This is a genomic window from Pseudoalteromonas sp. 0802 (genome assembly GCF_013350085.1).
In the GTDB taxonomy this organism is placed as follows: Bacteria; Pseudomonadota; Gammaproteobacteria; order Enterobacterales; family Alteromonadaceae; genus Pseudoalteromonas.
The window spans coordinates 1-20,966 of record NZ_JABVXE010000006.1 but is presented as its reverse complement, the minus strand read 5'-3'; the positions used below and the strand labels follow the sequence as shown (position 1 = coordinate 20,966).

The following is a 20,966-nucleotide window of genomic DNA, read 5'->3' as shown; positions in this document are numbered from 1 at the left end:
TGCAATCAATTCAATAAGTTCCTGCAAGGATGCGGTGTCTATAAATAGTACAAATATGTGTAACTAAGCTTATTTTACATCAAACAAAGGTAGGAAAGTTCTGAAAAACTGCTTACTGAACAGGAAAATAGCTTCCAAAAACATTTATTGATGCTAAAGTAAATTTATACACGCTTAACAAGTAAAGTTTTTGCTGCTTTGTTAACATTTAAAGGTTAATAAAAGTAGTTTTAAGTAAAACTGTAAGATTTATCCTGTAAATTGAGCACTGGTTTTACAACGCTGAAGTTACAGCTAAACTTACTAAATCATCATATCCTTTAGGAGAGGAACAAATGACACAACAAAACCAACAGGGTTTCACCCTAATTGAATTAATGATTGTAGTTGCAATCATCGGTATTCTTGCTGCAGTAGCACTGCCTGCATACCAAAACTATACAAAAAAAGCATACTTCTCAGAAGTTATTCTCGCCACTGCACCTTATAAAGCAGGTGTACAAACTTGTATCCTTACACACGACCTTGAGGAATGTGATACTGGCGTAAATGGTGTACCAGCTACTACTGCAACTAATGTTGTGGCCTCAGTTTCTGTTACTGACGGAGAAATTTTAGTTACACCAAAGGCTACAAATGGTATCGTAGCAACGGACACATATACACTTACTCCGGTAGGTGCCACAAGTGCTGGTGATCAAATCACAAGCTGGACAGAAACATGTGGAAATGGATTATATTGTTAATCTAATACTAATAATTACAGGCTGAACATTCAGCCTGTAATTTCTCCTCCCGAAAATAAGTTACTTATGAAAAAGAAAATTGAAGAGCAAAGTCTTGATTCATTCGAGTGGGAAGGAGTAAATTCTAGAGGCAAAAAACTAGAAGGTGAATTAACTGGAGCGAGCGTAGCTCTAGTAAAAGCACAACTTCGAAAACAAGGCATAACCCCTTCTAAAGTTAAGCGCAAAGCAAAACCTTTGTTTGGTGCGCGAATTCAAAAGATAACTGCTAAAGATATTGCTCTAATTACTCGACAAATAGCTACAATGCTGATGGCAGGTGTACCATTAATCCAATCAATTGAAATGATCGGCTCAGGCGCAAAAAATAAAAGCGTCGCTAAGCTAATGGAAAATATTGGCGATGATGTTAAATCAGGTATGCCATTGTCACAAAGCCTAAGAAAGCACCCTCGCTATTTTGATGACCTTTATTGCGACCTAGTTGCCTCAGGTGAGCAGTCAGGTGCTCTTGATAAAATATACGACCGTGTTGCCCTTTATAAAGAAAAAGCAGAGGCTTTAAAATCAAAAATTAAAAAAGCTATGTTTTACCCTATTGCGGTGTTGGTGGTTGCTCTAATAGTTACATCTATACTACTTATATTTGTGGTACCGCAATTCCAAGATATTTTTAATGGCTTTGGTGCTGAATTACCCGCATTTACTTTGTTTGTGATTGGTGTCTCTGAGTTTATGCAGGAATACTGGTGGATGATGCTTATTGCTATTGTTGCTGCAGGATACGCTTATAAAGAAGCACTACTTAAAAGTAAAAAACTCAGAGATGCAAATGATAGAGCGATATTAAAACTGCCTGTTATTGGTATGATTTTGAATAAAGCTGCGGTTGCACGTTATGCTCGCACGCTTTCAACTACCTTTGCTGCTGGTGTCCCCTTAGTTGATGCGCTTGATTCTGCTGCAGGTGCCTCCGGTAATGCGGTGTATCGTTATGCGATTTTAGAAATCAAAGCCGAGGTAAGTTCAGGTAACTTAATGAACTGGGCGATGAAAAACGCTAAAATCTTCCCTGATATGGTCGTTCAAATGGTTGCTATTGGTGAAGAGTCGGGTTCACTTGATGGTATGCTTGCTAAAGTAGCAACGATATATGAACAAGAAGTTGATGATGCCGTTGATGGTTTATCAAGCTTACTTGAGCCCCTTATCATGGCGGTTTTAGGTGTGCTTGTCGGTGGTTTAATTGTTGCTATGTACCTGCCTATATTCCAATTAGGTTCGGTGATTTAAAATATAGCTGTAAGCTGTAAGCTGTAAGCAAAACTCTAAATGCTGGTTGATTGCTTGCATTATAAAATAATAAAAAACGCTTCAAAACAGCGAAATAATATCGGCCTTGAAATGGCCTGAAGTTAGGTATTTTAATGGAAAACTTTTTTCTTGATATAACCACTGCGATGCAAAGTCAGCAGTGGTTTTATTTTTTGACGGTGGGCTTAGTAAGCTTATGTATTGGTAGCTTTTTAAATGTGGTGATTTATCGTTTACCACTGATGATGAAAAGAGAATGGCAGACTGAATGCCGTATTGTATTGGCCGATGAGCTCAATTCAAAACAGCAAACAGAACAAGCGCCATTTAACCTCGTAAAACCTAATTCGACCTGCCCTAAATGCAAAGCACCGGTTAAAGCTTGGCAAAATATCCCTGTTTTAAGTTGGCTATTGCTAAAAGGTCGCTGTGCAAATTGTCAAACACCGATTTCTGTGCGCTACCCTATTGTTGAAATGCTTACAGCGGTTTTAAGTTTAATTGTTGCTGCTGTTTTTGGCCCGACAAAGCTTGCTCTTCTTTATATATTGATTACTTGGTTTTTAGTTGCATTAACTTTTATCGATATAGATCATATGTTACTACCCGACCAGCTCACCCTGCCACTCGTTTGGTTAGCGCTGATTGCTGCCACTATGGATATTACCATTGCACCGAGCGATGCCATTATCGGCGCAGCAGTTGGCTACCTGAGCTTATGGAGTGTCTATTGGTTATTCAAGCTTGCTACTGGTAAAGAAGGCATGGGTTATGGCGACTTTAAACTATTAGCCGTGTTTGGTGCGCTACTTGGCTGGCAAGATATTTTAACTATCGTGCTACTATCAAGTGTCGTCGGTGCCATCATCGGCATTGCGCAAATCATCATTCAAGGTAAAGACAAAACCACGCCAATCCCATTTGGGCCCTACCTTGCCATCGCTGGATGGCTAACTTTACTTTGGGGTGAGCAAATTCAAAGCTATTACTTTAACTATTTAGGTTACTAATTATGGCAAACTGGGTTTTAGGGCTAACCGGCGGTATTGGTTCAGGTAAAAGTGCGGTAAGCGCCATGTTTGAAGAGCTTGGCATTCAGGTGGTTGATGCCGATATTGTCGCCAGAGAGGTCGTCGAGCCTGGTTCACTTGGCCTTAAAAAAATTACTGAACATTTTGGTGATGAGATACTCACGAGTAACGGCACACTTGATCGCGCAAAACTAAGAGCAATTATCTTTGCTGATGAATCACAAAAGCAATGGCTAAATAACTTATTGCATCCACTTATTCGAGAATCAATGCTGAGCCAATTAAAGCAAGCCACCAGCAATTATGTCATCTTAGTTGCTCCCTTACTTTTTGAAAATGGCTTAGAAAAATACTGCAACCATACCTTGCTAATTGATGTTCCGGTTGATGTACAAATAACAAGAACTACAGCCCGTGATAATGTCTCTGTAGAATTAGCTAAGCAAATTATCGCTTCTCAAATGAGCAGAGCTGATAAACAACAAAAAGCGGGAGATATTTTAGATAATAACCGCCCTCTTGAAGAAGTAAAAACGGATGTGCAAAAACTACATGAAAAGTATCTAATACACTCTCACTAGGCTATTGATTTTATTTATAGATTCTCATTCAATAGAAGCCCCCAAAACCAATACAAAAGTACCAACTCACACTCTAAACAACTGAGTTTTAGGTTAATTTTTTTTGCAATTTTTCTAAAATCAGACAAGACTGATGTAATAGCCTTACTTTTTCTGTTAGATTGTGGCAATAAAGGATCAATCTAGGTGCGCAATGAATATAAACTCACCGCTACTTCGAAAATTTATTACACTCGGTCGCATTGATGCAGAGACCGTAAAATCAAAGCAGCGCGAATATAACTCTACTGCAGAGCTTATTTCTAAAACATGTGGAATGGCTGGCCATGAGCTCGCAGAGCAATGTACAGACCTTTTTCGTGTGCCTTATTTTGACATCAAAGACTTTGACGTTGCGAACATTAGCGAAGAACTAGTTAAAGACAAACTCATTCGAGAGCACCACATTCTACCTCTAGTTAAAAAAGGTCGTAAGCTCTACATTGCAGCCTCAGATCCAACCGACTACGGTGCCTTTGAAAACTTTGAATTTAGTACGGGCCTTTCATGCGAAGTGGTCGTTGTTGATTACGCGCAACTTGAAAACAAAATCGAGCAATTACTTGATGCCGCAGGTGGCCTAAATTTAAGTGAAGATGAGTTTAAAGAACTTGGTGAGCTTGAAACAGAAGCCCCTCGCGACTTAGCTAGCAAAGATGAAGATAAAGACGATGCCCCTATTATCGTTTACATCAATAAGATTTTGATGGATGCGATTAAAAAAGGGGCCTCGGATCTACACTTTGAGCCTTACGAACACCGCTACCGCGTGCGTTTTCGTATCGATGGTATTTTGCATGAAATGGCAAGTCCGCCAAATAGCTTAGCGAGCCGTTTATCTGCGCGTATCAAGGTTATGTCACGACTAGACATAGCTGAAAAACGTAAACCTCAAGACGGCCGTATTAAGCTTAAAATTACTGAACGTAAAAGTATCGACTTCCGTGTCAGTACATTGCCTACTCTTTGGGGCGAGAAAATCGTAATGCGTATTCTCGACTCATCAAGTGCTATGCTAGGTATCGATGTGCTTGGTTATGAGCCTGAGCAGAAAAAACTCTACATGGACGCACTTGAGCAACCACAAGGCATGATCTTAGTAACCGGTCCAACGGGCTCTGGTAAAACGGTATCACTTTATACTGGTTTGAATATTCTTAACCAGCCAGAGCGTAATATCAGTACTGCCGAGGATCCAGTAGAAATCAACCTTGAAGGGATTAACCAAGTTCAAATTAATCCAAAGGCAGATATGACCTTTGCCAATGCATTAAAGGCTTTCTTACGACAAGATCCCGATGTCGTAATGGTTGGTGAGATCCGTGACCTTGAAACCGCTGAAATAGCAATTAAAGCGGCGCAAACAGGTCACTTGGTATTATCAACTCTGCATACAAACTCTGCACCAGAAACTCTTACTCGTCTTTTAAATATGGGTGTTCCTGCTTATAACGTAGCAAGCTCTATCAGCCTTATTATTGCGCAGCGTCTAGCAAGACGGCTTTGCCCTAAGTGTAAAACACCAGAAAAACTTCCTGATGAAGAATTGATTCGCCAAGGTTTTGATAAAGACAAGCTCAATGAGGTTCAGTTATTCGCACCAAAAGGCTGCGACAGCTGTACTGAAGGGTATAAAGGTCGAGTGGGTATTTACGAAGTAATGCAAATTACCCCTGAAATAGCGCAAATTATTATGCGTGGTGGTAACTCACTCGAAATCGCTGAAGTATCTCTGCGCTCAGGCTTTAATGATCTGCGTTTATCTGGCCTGAAAAAAGCCGCTGATGGCGTTACCTCTTTAGCAGAAATAAACCGAGTAACGAGTTTCTAAATAAATTCGTTACTGGATTATCAGCTAACTGTTCAGTAAGATCTGACAAAAGTGCTTATTTGAGAGTTATTCCATGCCAACAGTTGTAAACTGCCCAACATGCAAAGCCAAAGTTGAATGGTCAGAGCAAAGCCCGCATCGTCCATTTTGCTCAAAACGCTGCCAGCTAATTGATTTAGGCGAGTGGTCGTATGAGAACAATAAAATTTCTAGCCCAATTAGCAATGCTAATGATTTGAGCCAAGATATGATTGAAGATATCGAAGCAATGCTGGCTAAAAACGATGATTCATTCTTTAAAGAATAAAGCGTCAAATACAAAAAATGCGGCAATTGCCGCATTTTTTAATATAACCTATCACTTTTAACCTTCAGAACGCTCAGCTTTGCGTTCGCCTCGATGACCATGGTGGCCCTTTTTGTGACCTTTTTTACGAAGGTGTTTTTTAATCTCTTGATAGCTTTCGCGCTGTTCAGCATTTAAAACCTGCCAAATCGCATGGTCAGATTTCATTTTTAGCATTGCAAACTGCTGACCTTTTTCTTGGCGCGCTTTAATCAGCTCTAATGCGGCATTTTCGTCAAATGCTTTTGTTGCTAATAACGCATCCATTTTCTCTTTGTGTGCAGCACGAGCGGCTTTCATTGCATCTTTATCGCCACGCAGTGCTTCAAATTGTGTTTTCTGCTGTGCAAAGATTGCTTTAAGTTGCGTTTGCTGCTCTTCGGTAAGTTGTAATTTATCAATACCACGCTCAGAAAGTAAAAAACGAGCCTGTGGGTTCATACCACGGTTAAAGTCTCCTTTCGCCATTGCTGAAGTAGCACCTACACTGGCTGCTGCTAAACCACAAACAAGTACGAATTTAGAAAGCTTATTTGAAATAGTCATAATCATTACCTTTTGTTGGGTTGTGCTCTGTTGTCGTTTCCGACTGATGGGTTAACTATAACTAATTCAATGCAAAGGAACGCAAGCCAGTGTAAAGGTTGTGTAAAGATTCACTTTTACACAATTTACTGAGTAAAATAACCTTAAAGAAATAAATAGCTAGGTGTCAGAATGAAACTATTAATGATCGACGACGATACAGGATTGTGCGAATTACTCAGCGAGTACTTGTCAGCACAAGGTTTTACAGTAGAGTGTGTTCATGATGGCGCTGAAGGCCTAAAGCAAGCTATTAAGCATAACTATGAGCTAATATTGCTTGATGTGATGTTACCCTCTATGGATGGCTTCGATGTGCTAAAGCAATTAAGACAACATAAGCTCACACCGGTGATCATGTTAACCGCGAAAGGCGAAGATTTTGATCGTATCTTTGGTTTAGAACTTGGCGCAGATGATTATATTCCTAAACCGTTTAATCACAGAGAGCTACTAGCTCGCGTTAAAGCAATTACTCGTCGCATCGAACATATCAATAGCTTATCGAGCCAACAGACCAGCTCATTGAGTGTTAACAGCATCAATGTTAATTTCGCAACACGAGAAGCTTCTGTTAATGACAATGTACTTAGCCTAACCGGCACTGAGTATGAGATCCTTGCCATGCTAGTGCAACATGCCGGAGAAGTGATCAGCAAAGAGCAAATAAGTGAGCAAGTATTAGGTAGACGCCTTGCTCCTTTTGACCGCTCAATCGATATGCATGTCAGCAACATCCGTAAAAAAATTGCAGAGCATGTTAGTAATGAACGGATCAAAACCATGCGTGGCAGTGGTTATGTATTAATACAAGGCGAATAATATGCAAACTCCAAGCTGGCTAAAGCATCCCCGCCATTATTTGTTTTTAAAAATATTTGCTTGGTTTTGGGTCACCGTTATCGCGACTATCACAATACTGGTGTTTTTAAGCCAGTTAACGAGCAATGTCGGCAATGACGACCTGCGTGGACCCATGCTGAAAAATCTTGAGTACACGGCTAAAAGTATTGAACGCATTGTTGCTAAACACGGAAAATCAACTCAAGAGGTTTTATCTCATCCGCGCTTATCAAAGCATAAATTACTGTACTTAAATGGTGAGGTTCATGGTGTTGAAATGCTTAGCGAACCTGTATCCAAAGACATTGATTTAAGCTTGCTGAACTTTACCAAATATATGCGTCCGCAAATTATTTTTACCGATGAATACCAAGCTTATGGGCCGGTAGCTTTGAATGTGCCTGAAGGTAAGTTTTATCTTTATGAAATCGATGAAAAACGCAAGAAACCGTTTTTTGTCAGCCTATGGCTAATGCCTGTTTGGCTTAAACTGCTTATTGCTTTAGTTGCATCCTTGATGCTGAGTTTCTTCTTTAGCCGTAACTTAATTGCACCTATTAATAGTTTAAAAGAAACAGCAAAAAAACTAGCTCATGGCGATTTAACTGCCCGTGCCGATGTATCTCCTACTCGTCAAGATGAGTTAGGTGTACTTGGTCGTGACTTTAATACCATGGCGGTGCAACTTGAGCAGCTTATTAGCGCTCAAAAACGACTACTAGCAGATATTTCTCATGAACTACGTTCACCATTAACGCGCTTAAAAATGGCCACAGGCCTTGCACAAATGCAAGCCGATGATGCTCAACACACTTATTTAGAGCGCATTGAAAAAGAGGCCAATCAGCTCGATAAAATGATTGCCGATGTACTTCAAGTTTCACGTTTAGAAGCCAAAAGCCAGACTCTGGCGTTGAGTACACAATCCTTACAGGTGATTGTTGATCATGTACTCAACGATGCTCAATTTGAGGCCAAGCAAAGTAATAAAGAGCTTATTGTTAATGGTACACTAACAGCCGATTTAAAATGCGATGAAACCTTAATAGCCAGCGCGCTTGAGAATGTACTTCGCAATGCCATTAAATACGCAGAACATTCAATCTCAATTGGCCTAGTTGAATCAGACGCTATCTACATCACTATTTGTGATGACGGTAAAGGGGTTGATGAAGCAAACCTAGCAAGGCTGTGTGAACCTTTCTTCCGTCAGGAGCATGCTCGTGATAGAAGCACAGGCGGCACAGGTTTAGGTCTTGCAATTGCAAAGAATGCTATCTCAGCACATGATGGTACACTAACACTTGAAAACCAAGAACATGGCGGACTGTGCGTAAACATCCGCCTACCTTATAAGAGTGAGTAAATGTTTTATAGTAGCGAAGCAAGTCTTGTTAATAACCTACCTAATATTAATCAGTTTTTTTCTGAGCAATTACAGCAAGACTTTCTGAGCACCGCTCATGGCAAGCTTTATTACGGCTATGCAATTCCCCAACAAGCAAAAACGGCCATCGTTATAAGTACTGGCCGAATAGAGTCTTTAATTAAGTACAAAGAGTTGCTGTGGGAGCTATATCAAAATGGCTTTGCAGTTTTTAGTGTTGATCACCAGGGGCAAGGTCGCTCTTATCGTCATTTAAAAAACACTCATAAGGGTTTTGTAAACCGCTTTACTGACTACGCAGATGACTTTGCTGTATTTATAGAAAAAGTGGTGCATCAACACTGGCAAGGAAAGCAGGTTTTGCTTGGCCACTCTATGGGCAGTGCCATTGCCTATGATTACCTATCGCGCTATCAGCATCAATTTGCGGGTGCTTTTTTATCAGCGCCGATGTTTGATATCTATACCAAAGGCACGCCAAAGCCTGTTGCAAAACTAGCTGCTAAAATTGCATCCTTACTTGGTCTTGGTCGCAGTTACGCATTTGGCCAACGCGATTATTTACCAGTCGACTTTGCAGCTAATGAACTAACCAGTAGTGAAATTAGATATAAGCTGTTCAGAGAGCTTTATGCAGCAGAAGATGATTTACAACTAGGTGGCGTAACCTATGGCTGGCTCAATGCATCGTTTGATTTTATTGCTTCTTTAGTCGATAAAAAAGTCGATATTCCTTTGTTTATCGCAAGCGCCGAGCAAGATACTGTGGTCGATAACGCTGCGCAATTTGCACTTACCCATAGGCAAAAGCAAGCACAACTAAAAAGCTATGCGGGCGCTCGCCACGAACTATTGTGTGAACGCGACGAGATCAGACAAACAATACTCAGCGATTTTTATCAATTTTGTGCTGAGCTTTGACGTGTTTTGTTAACCACTGAAAGTGGGTCAAGGTGCATCAAAATATCCATTTCGCAATCAAAATGCGTTTGAATTAATGCTTCTACTTCATCAGCAACTTGATGCGCTCTTATCAATGATAATGAGTCTTCCAGCTCTAAATGCATCTGAATAAACTTAATTTTACCACCTTGGCGGGTACGAATATCATGGGCGCCAAAAACGTCTTGATGGCTATTCACAATGGCCAGTATTTGTTGTTTTTCTTCATCTGGGAGCTCTTTATCCATTAAGTGATCAGCACTTTCGCGAGCAATATCCCAGCTGTTATAAAGTAAATAAACAGCCACCCCAATAGCAAACAATGGATCGGCATAAGCGACGCCGTACTTAGCTAACACAATTGCCAGTAATACCGCCAAGTTTAAGATTAAATCGCCTTTATAGTGAATTGAGTCTGCTTTAATGGCGATTGATTCGGTGTGATTAATCACCTTAGTTTGTACAAACACCACCACGAGCGTACAAACAATAGCGAAAATACTAACCCAAATACCAAGGTCTGAATGCTTTAAGGTTACCGGATTAAATAAGCGCTCAATGCCATGAAACGCTAAAAAGCAACCTGAGCCAGCTATAAAAGCGGCCTGTGCAAGCCCGGCTAATGCTTCGGCTTTTCCGTGACCAAAGCGATGGTCGTCATCAGCAGGGCGTAGTGCATAACCTAGCACTAAAAAACTCATCAGTGAGGCTGTGATATCCATTAACGAATCGGTCAATGAACCCAGCATTGACGCCGAGCCAGATGCAAGCCAAGCCCAGCTTTTTGCTGCGATCATTAAACTCACCATAACAATGGTGACTATACTGGCTGTTTTAACCCAAAACTCATAACTACGATGCTGCACAACAACTTACCTTTAGTGAGTAACTGTGTTGAGTATATCATCTTTTAATTCTAGTTCGTGTATACTCAGCAGCAGATCAAATCCTTATAAATGAGATTCACATGCTTGATATTGTGTTGTACCAACCAGAAATTCCACCAAACACGGGTAATATCATTCGCTTATGCGCAAACACAGGTTATGCGTTACACCTAATTGAACCCCTTGGTTTTGAGTGGGATGATAAACGCGTAAAACGTGCAGGTCTTGATTATCATGAGTTTAGCCATGTACAGCGCCATGCCTCGTTTGAAGCATATCTAGAAAAATGCCAACCGAAAAAAGTCTATGCTTGCACCACTAAGGGCAGCCAATTTCATCATCAAGCACAATATCAGCCTGGCGATTGTTTAGTGTTTGGCCCTGAAACACGTGGCTTACCTGATGATCTAATTCAGTCGTTGCCGAAAGAGCAACGTGTACGTATTCCAATGCAAAAAGACAGCCGTAGTATGAACTTATCTAACTCAGTTGCTGTATTTGTTTATGAATCTTGGCGTCAGCTGGGGTTTGTGAACGGTCAATAACTCATTGAAAAAGCGCTTGTAATAAATATTCACTAATTGTTTAGCACGACCATTTTTTATGGACTAACCTAAATAGGTGAGTTTGTTCCTAAAGATGGATTTAATGCGCTTTTTTGCCCGAGTATGCAGTATCATTTTGCTGATGCAGCACTTTTCTAGTGCTGCTTCTGCTGCTGTGTCTAATCCCTCTAACTCACAAGTCCCCAATACGACTCCCCTATTACTACTAATCTTTCTAGCGATTGTCATCCTCATTGGTGCGGTTATCTATTATCAAAGAAACCAAAAGATGACGCTGATGGATGCTCTACTTTCCCAGTCTAAAGATGGTATTTGGGTCACCGATGAACAGTTTCGGATCATAGAAATCAATAACGCATTTAGTGAAATATCGGGTTATAAAAAAGCCGATGTACTTGGTAAAAAATTCAAAGCATTAACGCAAGCCGGTCGTGATACACAACTCGAAGAAATCATCCAACAAGAGCTGAGTAATGATGGTTATTGGTCTGGCGAAATTTGGAATTTACGCAAAGATGGGCAACCCTACGCCATTGATTTATGTATAACAAAAGTAACCACACCACGCTTTGCAAAAAGCTCTGTACGTTACGTTGGTATGTTTTCTGATGTAACTGCTCGTAAGAATAACGAGCGAACTATGCTCAAGCTCACGACCAAAGACAGTGTCACAGGCTTATCAAACCGTGCCATTTTTATAGAGTCCCTTGAAAAAGCAATCAATGCTTGTAACGACACTTACCCTAGCCTGTTGATCATCTTTATTGATATAGACAATTTCAAAAAGATTAACGATTCGCTCGGTCACACAATTGGCGATGTACTACTAAAAGAGGTAGCCTGTCGTTTAACTGACTCTCTAAATTCAGGCTTTACCATTGCAAGACTCGGTGCAGATGAATTTGCGGTACTGGTGCCGCCCTATCTTTATTCAGGTCAAACCGTATTCTTTGCTAAAAAAACCGCAGACATCGTGCTTCAGCAGTTTAAAACCCCATTTATGTTAGATGGTTTTGAGACCTCGCTATCGGCCTGTTGTGGTCTTGCTATCTACCCAGACAACGCCTACAACTGTGAATACTTAATGCGCAGCGCAAATAGTGCTTTGAATCATGCAAAAAAAATGGGCCGTAATACGTATCAATTTTTTGATAAAGAGCGCCATACTCTCGACCCAACCGAGTTAACCAAAGAGAGCGCTTTATTTAAAGCCATTACCAACAATGAGTTTGAGCTTTATTTTCAGCCTAAGTTTGATGCCCAGCATAATCAGTTATACGGCTTTGAAGCATTAGTTCGCTGGCCTCAAGAAGATGGCAGTGTGATTAACCCCGATGAGTTCATTCCGCTTGCCGAACAAAATGGTGCCATTATTCCGCTCACCCAATTACTGATGGAGCAGCTGCTTAATCAACTGGCACAGTGGCGAAAACAAAACATTTCGTTTGGTAATGTCGCTATTAATATTTCAGCCTTACACTTTCAGCAAAGTAGCCTTATTGAAACCCTCATCGACAACTTAGCTAAATTTGACGTACCGGCACATTGCTTAGAACTCGAGATCACAGAAAGCGCCATGATGGATAACCCTGAATTTGCAGAGCAGCAAATGAAACGTATTAAATCGATTGGTGTGCAGATCGCGCTGGATGACTTTGGCACGGGTCATTCATCACTCAGTTACTTAAAGCGTTTTCCAATCGATACGCTCAAAATCGACAAGTCATTCGTAAAAGATATCGATAAAAACGACCAAGATCGCAACATCACCGCCACCATAGTGCGGTTAGCTAAGTATTTGGACATAAATGTTGTTGCTGAAGGAGTAGAAACTGAAGAACAAGCTTACATGCTGCATATTATGGGCTGTCATTTTCAACAAGGTTATTATTACTGCAAGCCATTAAAAGCTAACCAAGTCAGCGAATTTATTAATGATACGCTAGAAAAGCAGCAATCTAGCTAGTGGTTGCAACGGTACATCAAATAAAAAACGCGATTAATCAATCGCGTTTTTTATTTAACAGTGCACAATCTAAATTATTCAGATTTTTGCTCACGGCCAAGGAGTGCCATCGCAGCTTCTTTTACATCTTTATTTTCATAAAGTACTTGGTAAATTTGCTCCGTTATTGGCATTTCAATACCTGTACGCTCAGCAAGTAAATACACTTCTTTGGTATTTCTATAGCCTTCAACAACCTGACCAATAGATTCAATTGCAGCTTCTACGCCTTCACCTTTGCCAAGTGCAAGGCCAAAGCGACGGTTACGAGATTGGTTATCTGTACAGGTTAAGATCAAGTCACCAAGGCCAGCCATACCCATAAAGGTATCTGAACGAGCACCTAATGCACACCCTAAACGGCAAAGCTCAGCTAAACCGCGAGTGATTAAGGCAGTACGTGCGTTGGCACCAAAGCCAAAACCATCAGACATACCAGCGCCAATCGCAATCACATTTTTAACTGCGCCACCAAGCTGTATACCAATGAAGTCATCATTGTTATAAACCCTAAATGAGCGGCCACAGTGTAAAAGGTCAGCTAATTGCTTAGCGAAGTCTTTAGAGGTAGACGATACCGAAATAGCGGTTGGTAAACCCATTGCCATTTCTTTTGCAAAAGTAGGTCCTGAAAGCACAGCCAGAGGAACATCATCTCCTAGCTCTTGTACCGCTACTTCTTGCAGTAAACGCCCTGTATTTGGCTCTAAACCTTTGGTAGCCCATGCAACTTCAGCACCTTCTGACAACCAAGGTTTGATTTTTTGCAGCGTGCCAGCAAAAGCATGGCTAGGTACAACAACCAAAATGATCTTGCTTGCTTTAACTGCCGTTTCTAAATCTGCTTCTAGTTGGAGGGTTTCAGGAAAGCTAACATCCGGAACATAACGTTGATTCTTTCGCTCAGCTGCAAGCGTAGCAACGTCATCGCTATTGCGGCCCCACAAAGTTACTGGGTGGCCATTTCTGGCAAAGCAAATAGCAAGGGCGGTGCCATAAGACCCCGCCCCTAATACTGTAACAGCTGATTGTGCTGTACTCATAGCTTATGCGTCTGCAGTTGCCTGTTGATCTTGAGCTGCACGTTGTTGCATGTATTGAGCAAATAGTGCGTCAAAGTTAACTGGCGCTAAGTTTAATTGTGGGAAAGTACCACGGTTAACTAGGTTTGATACTGCTTCACGAGCGTAAGGGAAAAGTACGTTCGGGCAGAAAGCACCTAACATGTGCGCAAGTTGAACTTCTTCAACTTCACCAATTGTGAAAATACCCGCTTGTTGGATTTCACATAGGAATGCAGTTTCTTCACCGATTGAAGCTGTTACTGTTAAAGCAAGAACAACTTCAAACACACCTTCTTCTAATTTGTTAGAACGAGTATCTAAGTCAAGCTTAACTTCAGGAGTCCACTCTTTTTGGAAAATAGCAGGTGAGTTAGGCGTCTCAAAAGAAACATCTTTAGTGTAGATGCGTTGGATTGAGAATTGAGCGCCGGCTTGTTGTTCTGCTGCTGCGTTTTGATTTTCTTCGTTCATTGTAATTCCTAACTTGTATTCGTTTTTATATTTAAAATTTATTAAGCGTTAAGCTTTGCGTCTAAAAGGCCTTGCGCTTCAATTGCCATCATGTCGTCACAACCGCCGATATGTTCATCATTAATGAAAATTTGCGGAACTGTGTAACCACCATTTGCTTTGTCGATCATTTCATCACGACGCTCAGGGTGAACACCAATATCGATATTCGTGTAGTCTACACCTTTACTGTCTAATAACGCCAAAGCACGTTGGCAGAATGGACAGTATGCTTTTGTGTAAAGAACAACATTACTCATAATAATTCCTCTATCGGGCAGTGAGCCTTATTAACGACCGGTCGTTGTTGGTAAGCTAGCTGATTGCCAAGCGCCCATACCGCCCGCTAATACATAAACACGCTCAAAACCTGCTTTATGCATTGCAGTTGCGATACCTGAGGCAGTCATGCCCGTGGTACATACTAGTATAATGGGTTTAGTCTTAAACTTTTCAAGGCTTGAAAAATCAGATTGCTTTGCTTTTTCCGGATTTAAGTGAGTTGCGCCTGCAATACGGCCAGAGTTAAACTCTTTTTGTGCACGTATATCAATCACTTGACCATCATCACGGTTAATTAGCAAGGTAAGTTGCTGTGGGTTGATTTGACGGATAGCCGAAAATTTACTTTTAAACCAACTGCTGATCAGCATAGCGACTAATGCTAACCAGATAATGCTCAAAACCGGATGATTCGAGATAAATTCAATATATTGATCCATGCGTTTTCCACTAAGAAATTTAGGTACCACAGCGCATAGCCATGGGTTAATTAAAATTTGCCACGCAAGTATACGTGCTTCAATTGAAAATGCTAGGGCGTGAAATATTTTAATATGACATATTGATAGCTGATCAAAACCATAAAACACGGTATGCTAGTGATATATAAGTGCCAATCTTCAGGAGCTATAATGACAGAGCATAAAAAACCATTGGTATTAATGATCTTAGACGGTTGGGGATACCGTGAAGACACAGAAAGTAACGCCATACTTGCTGCTAATACCCCAGTACTCGACAACCTTTGGGCAACCCGCCCACATACATTAATTTCAGGTTCGGGACTTGATGTTGGTTTACCTGCAGGACAAATGGGTAACTCTGAAGTAGGCCATGTAAATTTAGGTGCTGGCCGTATCGTTTACCAAGATTTTACTCGCATCACTAAAGCCATTGATGATGGTGAGTTCGATAGCAACCCTGCGCTTGTTGATAATATCGACAAAGCTGTAAATGCAGGCAAAGCCGTGCATATTATGGGTCTTTTAAGTCCAGGTGGTGTTCATAGTCACGAAGACCATATTGTGGCAACGATTGAACTTGCAGCTAAGCGCGGTGCAAAAGAAGTTTACTTCCACGGTTTCTTAGACGGCCGTGACACACCACCACGTAGCGCAAAAGCATCAATTGAGCGCATCGAAGCCCTATTTGCAGAACTTGGCTGTGGCCGCTTAGCAACGCTTGTTGGTCGTTACTATGCAATGGACCGCGATAACCGTTGGAATCGTGTCGAGCTTGCATATGATGTTATGGTTAGTGGTATTGCTGAATACAGCTACACTGACGGTGTAACCGCACTAGAAGCGGCTTATGCACGTGACGAGAACGACGAGTTCGTAGCTGCAACAACTGTTGTGCCAGAAGGCCAAGCAGCTGCTGAGATCAATGACGGCGACACAGTTATCTTTGCTAACTTCAGAGCAGACCGAGCACGTGAAATGACTCGTGCCTTTGTTGATGCTGACTTCAGTGGTTTTGATAAGAAAAAATCACCACAGTTAAGCGCTTTTGTGATGATGACAGAATACGCAGCAGACATTAAAGCGCCGATTGCGTTTGCCCCAGAGCCTTTAACAAATGTATTAGGCGAATGGTTAGAGAAGCAAGGTAAAACACAGCTACGTATTTCTGAAACAGAAAAATACGCACACGTGACCTTTTTCTTTAGTGGTGGTCGTGAAGATGAATTTGTTGGTGAGACTCGCGAACTAATTCCATCACCACAAGTAGCAACATACGATCTGCAACCAGAAATGAACTCTGAAATGCTGACCGATAAACTTGTTGAAGCAATCGCTAGCGGTAAATACGATGCCATCATCTGTAACTACCCTAACGGAGACATGGTAGGTCACTCTGGCGTATTCGAAGCAGCAGTGAAAGCATGTGAAGCTGTTGATCATTGTATTGGTCGCGTAGTTGCAGCACTTGAAGAACATGGTGGTGAAGCGCTTATTACAGCCGATCATGGTAATGCTGAACAAATGGCTAACCCAGCAACGGGCCAAGCACATACCGCACACACCAGTGAGCCAGTGCCATTTATCTATGTTGGCCGCGATGCGACACCACATGATGGTAAAACATTGAGTGACGTGGCTCCAACCATGCTTCACCTACTCGGCTTAGAGCAGCCAAGTGAAATGACTGGTAAACCAATCATGACGCTGAAATAAGCTATGAGTAAATGTATTAACCACTTCTTTAAAACTGGTTTAATACTGACTTCATTAGTAGCAACTTCGGTTGTTGCTAATGAAGATCAAACCAAAAAAGACTTATCAGACATTCAATCAGCTTTACAAAAAACAGAGGCTGAGCTTAAAGGTCAACGCAAGTCCATTGCCCAAATGCGTAAAGATCTGCGCGCCCATGAACTCGACATAGCTCAAAATGCCAAAGCATTAAACCTTGCCGCCCAATCTGTTAAAGAAAATGAGCAACAACAGCGAGAACAACAAGCTAAAGCCGAGCAACTTAAAGCCCAGCAAGCACAGCGCCAAACCTTATTAGCTGCACAACTAAAAAGCGCCTACATGGCGGGTAGCCATGACTACTCAAAAATGTTGCTTAACCAACAAGACACAGCCAAAATTGAGCGCACGCTAAGTTATTATAATTATTTAAACAAAGCGCGTATTGAGCAAATTGAAGAGCTCAAAGCACTACAGCAAGAAATTGCAGACAACCAGGCTGAGCTTGAAAAAACCAAACAACGTCTAGTTGCCTTATATGATGAGCAAAAAAGACGCCAGCAAGCTCTGGTCAATGCACAACAAGAGCGTAAAACTAACCTAAATAAACTCCAGTCAGCGTTGAAAGAAACTAAAAGCTCTATTGATTACTTAAAAGAAAATGAGCAAACCCTGATCACCGCCATTGAAGAGCTTGAACAAGAACGAAGTGAAAAGGTTGAATTACTAGGCTTACAAAGTAGTAAGGGCAAACTCGACTGGCCAACTAAAGGGGCATTACGCCACCGCTTTGGGCAACGCAAGCACGGCAACATAGATTGGAAAGGCGTACTTATCAGCGCTAAAGAAGGCAGTAATGTTAAAAGCGTACAGAACGGCCAAGTTGTTTACGCAGACTGGCTAAATGGCTTTGGCTGGGTTATCGCAATTGATCATGGCGATGGCTTTATGAGCTTATATGGTCACGCTCAAACTCTACTTCGCGATGTTGGCGACCTTGTTAGAGAAGGCGAAACAATTGCATTAGTCGGTCAAAGCGGCGGACAACCGGATCCTGGTCTATACTTTGAAATACGCCACAAAGGACGCGCAGTAAATCCTGTAAAATGGTGCAGACGCATTTAATTGATTAAATAGCTGCACTCTATGAGGAGCAGCTGATGCTAAACACAACTTACTCTTACAAAGCTCATTTATCCCCAGCTAAGTTTTTTACTCAGCTGTCTTTTTTATTACTTGTCAGCTTGCTATGCCTGATACTGCAATCGTTTCAGGCTGTTGCAAAACCCTCGTTACAGTCACTAGAGCATCAGCAACTAAACGAAATTCTATTTAATATCCATACGTATTATGTTGATGATCTGAAACTACAAAACACATTTGTAACCCAGCCTGATAACTTACAAGTCGAAGCGTTATTCGAACGCCTTGATCCATACTCAAAATACCTCGACGAAACTGAGCTCGATGCTATCTTCAGTAGCACTAATGGTAGATACACAGGACTCGGTATAGAAGTAAAAGTTGAAGATGGTCGGGTTTATATTGTTAACACTATTAATAACTCACCTGCGGCGCTTGCGGGTCTTCAGGTAAATGATGAAGTTATTGCGATTAATCAACAACCTATTTTAGACAAAAGTATCGAAGAAGTGGCTAAATTAATTCGCCAAAGCGGTCAAAGTGCTGTCGATGTTGCTGTAAAAAGAGAGAAAGATACTGAGCTAAATTTCTCGATCAAGCGCCAACAAATCAACTTACAAAGCGTTCATGGCCATTTAGCAAATACAGGCGTTGCGCTTATCAGTATCAACTCATTTAATAACCACACATTACACGATGTTGCTCGGGAGCTTGCAAAAATGCAGGTCACCAATAGCTTCCCTCTTTCAGGTTTAATTATTGATTTACGCGATAACCCAGGCGGTACATTACAAGGGGCCATTGAAGTTGCAGATCTGTTCTTAGATAACGGTACCATAGTGTCAACCAAAGGCCGCTTTAATGAAGCTAATCAGAAGTATAAAGCCCATAAAGGCGACATACTCAGTGGCGCTCCCATTGCTGTACTGATTAACGAAAACTCAGCCTCTGCGGCTGAAATACTCGCAGCAGCATTAAGAGATAATCAACGAGCGGTGCTAATTGGCGAAACTTCTTTTGGTAAGGGCTCAGTGCAATCGCTGATACCTTTAGGTAACGGTAATACCGCATTAAAACTGACTACAGCACGTTATTACACACCAGCGGGTCAATCTATCGATGGAAAGGGGATCACCCCTGATGTGAGTATTAATCAAACAATGCTTTCAGAAATTGACCAAGGCGTTATAATAAAAAACATCCAAGAATTGGCGCTTTTTAGCTCACTTCTAGATGGACAAGACAAAAAGCAACTTACAGCAAAGCAGCTCTTTATTATGCAGTAAGTAAATGCTCACAACGGATATAATAATTACAAAAAGTGAACTTAAAAACAGGCTTATTACTCGCCGTATGTTGCCTACCGCTATTCTGCCAAGCAAAGCAAATAGCCATAGTAATTGATGATATAGGCAATCATCAGCGCGATCTTGAAATATTAAACTTACCAGGGCAAGTGACCTTCTCAATCTTGCCCCATACACCCTATTCGCAAATATTTGCTGAACGCGCCAGTAGAACTCATAAAGAACTACTTTTACATGTACCAATGCAAGCGCTTGATAAAACTAAAGCACTTGGTCCGGGTTCACTCACCGATACTATGAGTAAGTCAGAGTTACAAACAACACTAGGTCATGCGTTAGCCTCTCTACCACAAGTAAAAGGGGTCAATAACCACATGGGCTCTGAGTTGACACAGCTTACCGAGCCAATGAAATGGACGATGGAAATATTAAAGAAACGAGGTTTGTACTTCTTAGATAGCCGAACAACGAGTCAAAGTGAAGCACAAAACGTTGCTAACCTCTATGGTGTGGCTAATGTATCTCGCCATGTATTTCTTGATAACAATGTCACCCAAAGCCAGCTACAACATCAACTTGAAGAACTAAAAAGCAAAGCTAAACACTTCAACTACGCAATCGCCATCGCCCACCCCTACCCAGAAACCGTTGCTTTTCTACAACAAGCCCTCCCTGAACTGCAACAACAAGGCTTCGAACTTGTTCCCCTCTCACAACTAGTCGAAACAAAATACATTCAGCTTGCCAAAGCAGAGCAAAGGCAAGGGGAATGAGTGTTATAAAAGTAAGTTAGCGAGGGGAAAGTTGCAAGAGTAAAGTTTTTAAGTTTGCCGTAGGTTGGGTAGAGCGCAGCGAAACCCAACATAAACACAGAGCTATCAGCTTTCAGCCGTCAGCGATCAGCCACGCGGTGTGGGTGTTTGGGTCAGAGTCTCTTTAAGTAATAAAATCTTGTAGGAGGCACTTCAGTGCCGAAATAATAAAACAAAAATATTCATTGCTGAAGTCATTCTTACGCCAGACTTGACCTTGGAATTTAAACTTTACCCTTGCTAACTCGTGTTGGGTTTCGCTCCGCTCTACCCAACCTACCTGGAGAATGAATAGGGTGAATGCTGAGGGAGTCTCTGCACTAAACAACCCCACAGTTCAGCTGACGTCTGACGGCTGAAAGCTGACAGCTCCCAGACGCAAAAAAGCCCGACTCTTTCGAATCGGGCTTTCTCTTATTTGGAGCCTGGCGATGACCTACTTTCACATAGCAGCTGCTACACTATCATCGGCGCTGTTTCGTTTCACTACTGAGTTCGGCATGGGGTCAGGTGGGTCCAAAACGCTATTGTCACCAAGCAAATTTGGTTT

21 protein-coding genes and 1 rRNA gene are annotated in these 20,966 nt (G+C 41.5%); 15 read left to right on the top strand and 7 right to left on the bottom strand.

Going from position 1 to position 20,966, the window contains the following annotated elements; all coding sequences use genetic code 11:
* Positions 1 to 335: 335 nt before the first annotated feature.
* The 6 genes from HUS61_RS11910 (at position 336) to yacG (ending at position 5,849) form a co-directional block, all read left to right on the top strand.
* A complete protein-coding gene (locus HUS61_RS11910) occupies positions 336 to 746 on the top strand; it encodes a prepilin-type N-terminal cleavage/methylation domain-containing protein (RefSeq protein ID WP_175082546.1) in 411 nt (136 codons plus the stop codon).
* Positions 747 to 812: 66 nt separating this feature from the next.
* Positions 813 to 2,039 (top strand): type II secretion system F family protein, encoded by a 1,227-nt coding sequence (locus HUS61_RS11905; protein WP_175082545.1) that lies wholly within the window; start codon positions 813 to 815, stop codon positions 2,037 to 2,039.
* Positions 2,040 to 2,173: 134 nt separating this feature from the next.
* Complete coding sequence (locus HUS61_RS11900; protein WP_175082544.1) at positions 2,174 to 3,070, top strand: A24 family peptidase; 897 nt, start codon at positions 2,174 to 2,176, stop codon at positions 3,068 to 3,070.
* A gap of 2 nt (positions 3,071 to 3,072) precedes the next feature.
* Entirely contained in the window at positions 3,073 to 3,672 is a 600-nt protein-coding gene (gene coaE / locus HUS61_RS11895; protein WP_175082543.1) for a dephospho-CoA kinase, read from the top strand.
* Positions 3,673 to 3,865: 193 nt separating this feature from the next.
* Positions 3,866 to 5,542, top strand: a complete 1,677-nt coding sequence (gene pilB, locus HUS61_RS11890; RefSeq protein ID WP_175082542.1) for a type IV-A pilus assembly ATPase PilB — start codon at positions 3,866 to 3,868, stop codon at positions 5,540 to 5,542.
* Positions 5,543 to 5,615: 73 nt separating this feature from the next.
* On the top strand, positions 5,616 to 5,849 hold the full coding sequence (gene yacG, locus HUS61_RS11885) for a DNA gyrase inhibitor YacG (RefSeq protein WP_175082541.1): 234 nt from the start codon (positions 5,616 to 5,618) through the stop codon (positions 5,847 to 5,849).
* Positions 5,850 to 5,906: 57 nt separating this feature from the next.
* Here the strand turns inward: yacG and HUS61_RS11880 are convergent, their stop codons facing one another.
* A complete protein-coding gene (locus tag HUS61_RS11880; protein WP_175082540.1) occupies positions 5,907 to 6,434 on the bottom strand; it encodes a Spy/CpxP family protein refolding chaperone in 528 nt (175 codons plus the stop codon).
* A gap of 171 nt (positions 6,435 to 6,605) precedes the next feature.
* Between HUS61_RS11880 and HUS61_RS11875 the strand changes: the two genes are divergently transcribed.
* The 3 genes from HUS61_RS11875 to HUS61_RS11865 are packed head-to-tail and all read left to right on the top strand — an operon-like array spanning position 6,606 to position 9,624.
* A complete protein-coding gene (locus HUS61_RS11875; protein WP_175078501.1) occupies positions 6,606 to 7,295 on the top strand; it encodes a response regulator in 690 nt (229 codons plus the stop codon).
* A gap of 1 nt (position 7,296) precedes the next feature.
* Positions 7,297 to 8,682, top strand: coding sequence for an ATP-binding protein (locus HUS61_RS11870; RefSeq protein ID WP_175082539.1), 1,386 nt, complete (start codon positions 7,297 to 7,299; stop codon positions 8,680 to 8,682).
* On the top strand, positions 8,683 to 9,624 hold the full coding sequence (locus tag HUS61_RS11865) for an alpha/beta fold hydrolase (RefSeq protein WP_175082538.1): 942 nt from the start codon (positions 8,683 to 8,685) through the stop codon (positions 9,622 to 9,624).
* Here HUS61_RS11865 and HUS61_RS11860 read toward each other — a convergent pair.
* Positions 9,603 to 10,511 carry a cation diffusion facilitator family transporter gene (locus HUS61_RS11860; RefSeq protein ID WP_082401648.1) on the bottom strand — a complete coding sequence of 303 codons (909 nt, stop codon included), beginning with the start codon at positions 10,509 to 10,511 and terminating at the stop codon, positions 9,603 to 9,605. The two genes, HUS61_RS11865 and HUS61_RS11860, sit on opposite strands and share 22 nt — an antisense overlap.
* A 101-nt stretch (positions 10,512 to 10,612) precedes the next feature.
* Between HUS61_RS11860 and trmL the strand changes: the two genes are divergently transcribed.
* On the top strand, positions 10,613 to 11,077 hold the full coding sequence (gene trmL / locus HUS61_RS11855) for a tRNA (uridine(34)/cytosine(34)/5-carboxymethylaminomethyluridine(34)-2'-O)-methyltransferase TrmL (RefSeq protein WP_058586636.1): 465 nt from the start codon (positions 10,613 to 10,615) through the stop codon (positions 11,075 to 11,077).
* A gap of 103 nt (positions 11,078 to 11,180) precedes the next feature.
* The gene (locus HUS61_RS11850; protein WP_175082537.1) at positions 11,181 to 13,064 is read left to right on the top strand and encodes a bifunctional diguanylate cyclase/phosphodiesterase; all 1,884 of its coding nucleotides are present in this window, start codon (positions 11,181 to 11,183) and stop codon (positions 13,062 to 13,064) included.
* Positions 13,065 to 13,138: 74 nt separating this feature from the next.
* Here the strand turns inward: HUS61_RS11850 and gpsA are convergent, their stop codons facing one another.
* The 4 genes from gpsA to HUS61_RS11830 are packed head-to-tail and all read right to left on the bottom strand — an operon-like array spanning position 13,139 to position 15,399.
* Entirely contained in the window at positions 13,139 to 14,146 is a 1,008-nt protein-coding gene (gpsA, locus tag HUS61_RS11845) for an NAD(P)H-dependent glycerol-3-phosphate dehydrogenase (protein WP_055022087.1), read from the bottom strand.
* Positions 14,147 to 14,149: 3 nt separating this feature from the next.
* Positions 14,150 to 14,638: a protein-export chaperone SecB gene (gene secB, locus HUS61_RS11840; protein WP_058586639.1), complete on the bottom strand. Its 489-nt coding sequence runs from the start codon at positions 14,636 to 14,638 to the stop codon at positions 14,150 to 14,152.
* Positions 14,639 to 14,679: 41 nt separating this feature from the next.
* A complete protein-coding gene (gene grxC, locus HUS61_RS11835; protein ID WP_054550973.1) occupies positions 14,680 to 14,937 on the bottom strand; it encodes a glutaredoxin 3 in 258 nt (85 codons plus the stop codon).
* Positions 14,938 to 14,967: 30 nt separating this feature from the next.
* On the bottom strand, positions 14,968 to 15,399 hold the full coding sequence (locus HUS61_RS11830; protein WP_054562817.1) for a rhodanese-like domain-containing protein: 432 nt from the start codon (positions 15,397 to 15,399) through the stop codon (positions 14,968 to 14,970).
* Between the two features lie 192 nt (positions 15,400 to 15,591).
* On the opposite strand from HUS61_RS11830, the gene gpmM reads away from it, so the two are divergent.
* The 4 genes from gpmM to HUS61_RS11810 are packed head-to-tail and all read left to right on the top strand — an operon-like array spanning position 15,592 to position 20,377.
* A complete protein-coding gene (gene gpmM, locus HUS61_RS11825) occupies positions 15,592 to 17,136 on the top strand; it encodes a 2,3-bisphosphoglycerate-independent phosphoglycerate mutase (protein ID WP_054562803.1) in 1,545 nt (514 codons plus the stop codon).
* 3 nt (positions 17,137 to 17,139) lie between these two features.
* Positions 17,140 to 18,279, top strand: a complete 1,140-nt coding sequence (locus HUS61_RS11820; protein WP_175082536.1) for a murein hydrolase activator EnvC — start codon at positions 17,140 to 17,142, stop codon at positions 18,277 to 18,279.
* A gap of 35 nt (positions 18,280 to 18,314) precedes the next feature.
* Entirely contained in the window at positions 18,315 to 19,583 is a 1,269-nt protein-coding gene (locus HUS61_RS11815; RefSeq protein WP_175082535.1) for a S41 family peptidase, read from the top strand.
* A 35-nt stretch (positions 19,584 to 19,618) separates the two neighbouring features.
* The gene (locus tag HUS61_RS11810) at positions 19,619 to 20,377 is read left to right on the top strand and encodes a divergent polysaccharide deacetylase family protein (protein WP_175082534.1); all 759 of its coding nucleotides are present in this window, start codon (positions 19,619 to 19,621) and stop codon (positions 20,375 to 20,377) included.
* A gap of 462 nt (positions 20,378 to 20,839) precedes the next feature.
* On the opposite strand, the gene rrf is transcribed toward HUS61_RS11810, so the two are convergent.
* Positions 20,840 to 20,954, bottom strand: a 5S ribosomal RNA gene (gene rrf, locus HUS61_RS11805).
* Positions 20,955 to 20,966 lie beyond the last annotated feature (12 nt).

Bases quoted from the DNA above. Each gene is read 5' to 3' on its own strand.
- HUS61_RS11910 (WP_175082546.1), top strand. From the start codon at position 336: ATGACACAACAAAACCAACAGGGTTTCACCCTAATTGAATTAATGATT.
- HUS61_RS11905 (WP_175082545.1), top strand. From the start codon at position 813: ATGAAAAAGAAAATTGAAGAGCAAAGTCTTGATTCATTCGAGTGGGAA.
- HUS61_RS11900 (WP_175082544.1), top strand. From the start codon at position 2,174: ATGGAAAACTTTTTTCTTGATATAACCACTGCGATGCAAAGTCAGCAG.
- coaE (WP_175082543.1), top strand. From the start codon at position 3,073: ATGGCAAACTGGGTTTTAGGGCTAACCGGCGGTATTGGTTCAGGTAAA.
- pilB (WP_175082542.1), top strand. From the start codon at position 3,866: ATGAATATAAACTCACCGCTACTTCGAAAATTTATTACACTCGGTCGC.
- yacG (WP_175082541.1), top strand. From the start codon at position 5,616: ATGCCAACAGTTGTAAACTGCCCAACATGCAAAGCCAAAGTTGAATGG.
- HUS61_RS11880 (WP_175082540.1), bottom strand. From the start codon at position 6,434: ATGACTATTTCAAATAAGCTTTCTAAATTCGTACTTGTTTGTGGTTTA.
- HUS61_RS11875 (WP_175078501.1), top strand. From the start codon at position 6,606: ATGAAACTATTAATGATCGACGACGATACAGGATTGTGCGAATTACTC.
- HUS61_RS11870 (WP_175082539.1), top strand. From the start codon at position 7,297: ATGCAAACTCCAAGCTGGCTAAAGCATCCCCGCCATTATTTGTTTTTA.
- HUS61_RS11865 (WP_175082538.1), top strand. From the start codon at position 8,683: ATGTTTTATAGTAGCGAAGCAAGTCTTGTTAATAACCTACCTAATATT.
- trmL (WP_058586636.1), top strand. From the start codon at position 10,613: ATGCTTGATATTGTGTTGTACCAACCAGAAATTCCACCAAACACGGGT.
- HUS61_RS11850 (WP_175082537.1), top strand. From the start codon at position 11,181: ATGCGCTTTTTTGCCCGAGTATGCAGTATCATTTTGCTGATGCAGCAC.
- gpsA (WP_055022087.1), bottom strand. From the start codon at position 14,146: ATGAGTACAGCACAATCAGCTGTTACAGTATTAGGGGCGGGGTCTTAT.
- secB (WP_058586639.1), bottom strand. From the start codon at position 14,638: ATGAACGAAGAAAATCAAAACGCAGCAGCAGAACAACAAGCCGGCGCT.
- grxC (WP_054550973.1), bottom strand. From the start codon at position 14,937: ATGAGTAATGTTGTTCTTTACACAAAAGCATACTGTCCATTCTGCCAA.
- HUS61_RS11830 (WP_054562817.1), bottom strand. From the start codon at position 15,399: ATGGATCAATATATTGAATTTATCTCGAATCATCCGGTTTTGAGCATT.
- gpmM (WP_054562803.1), top strand. From the start codon at position 15,592: ATGACAGAGCATAAAAAACCATTGGTATTAATGATCTTAGACGGTTGG.
- HUS61_RS11820 (WP_175082536.1), top strand. From the start codon at position 17,140: ATGAGTAAATGTATTAACCACTTCTTTAAAACTGGTTTAATACTGACT.
- HUS61_RS11815 (WP_175082535.1), top strand. From the start codon at position 18,315: ATGCTAAACACAACTTACTCTTACAAAGCTCATTTATCCCCAGCTAAG.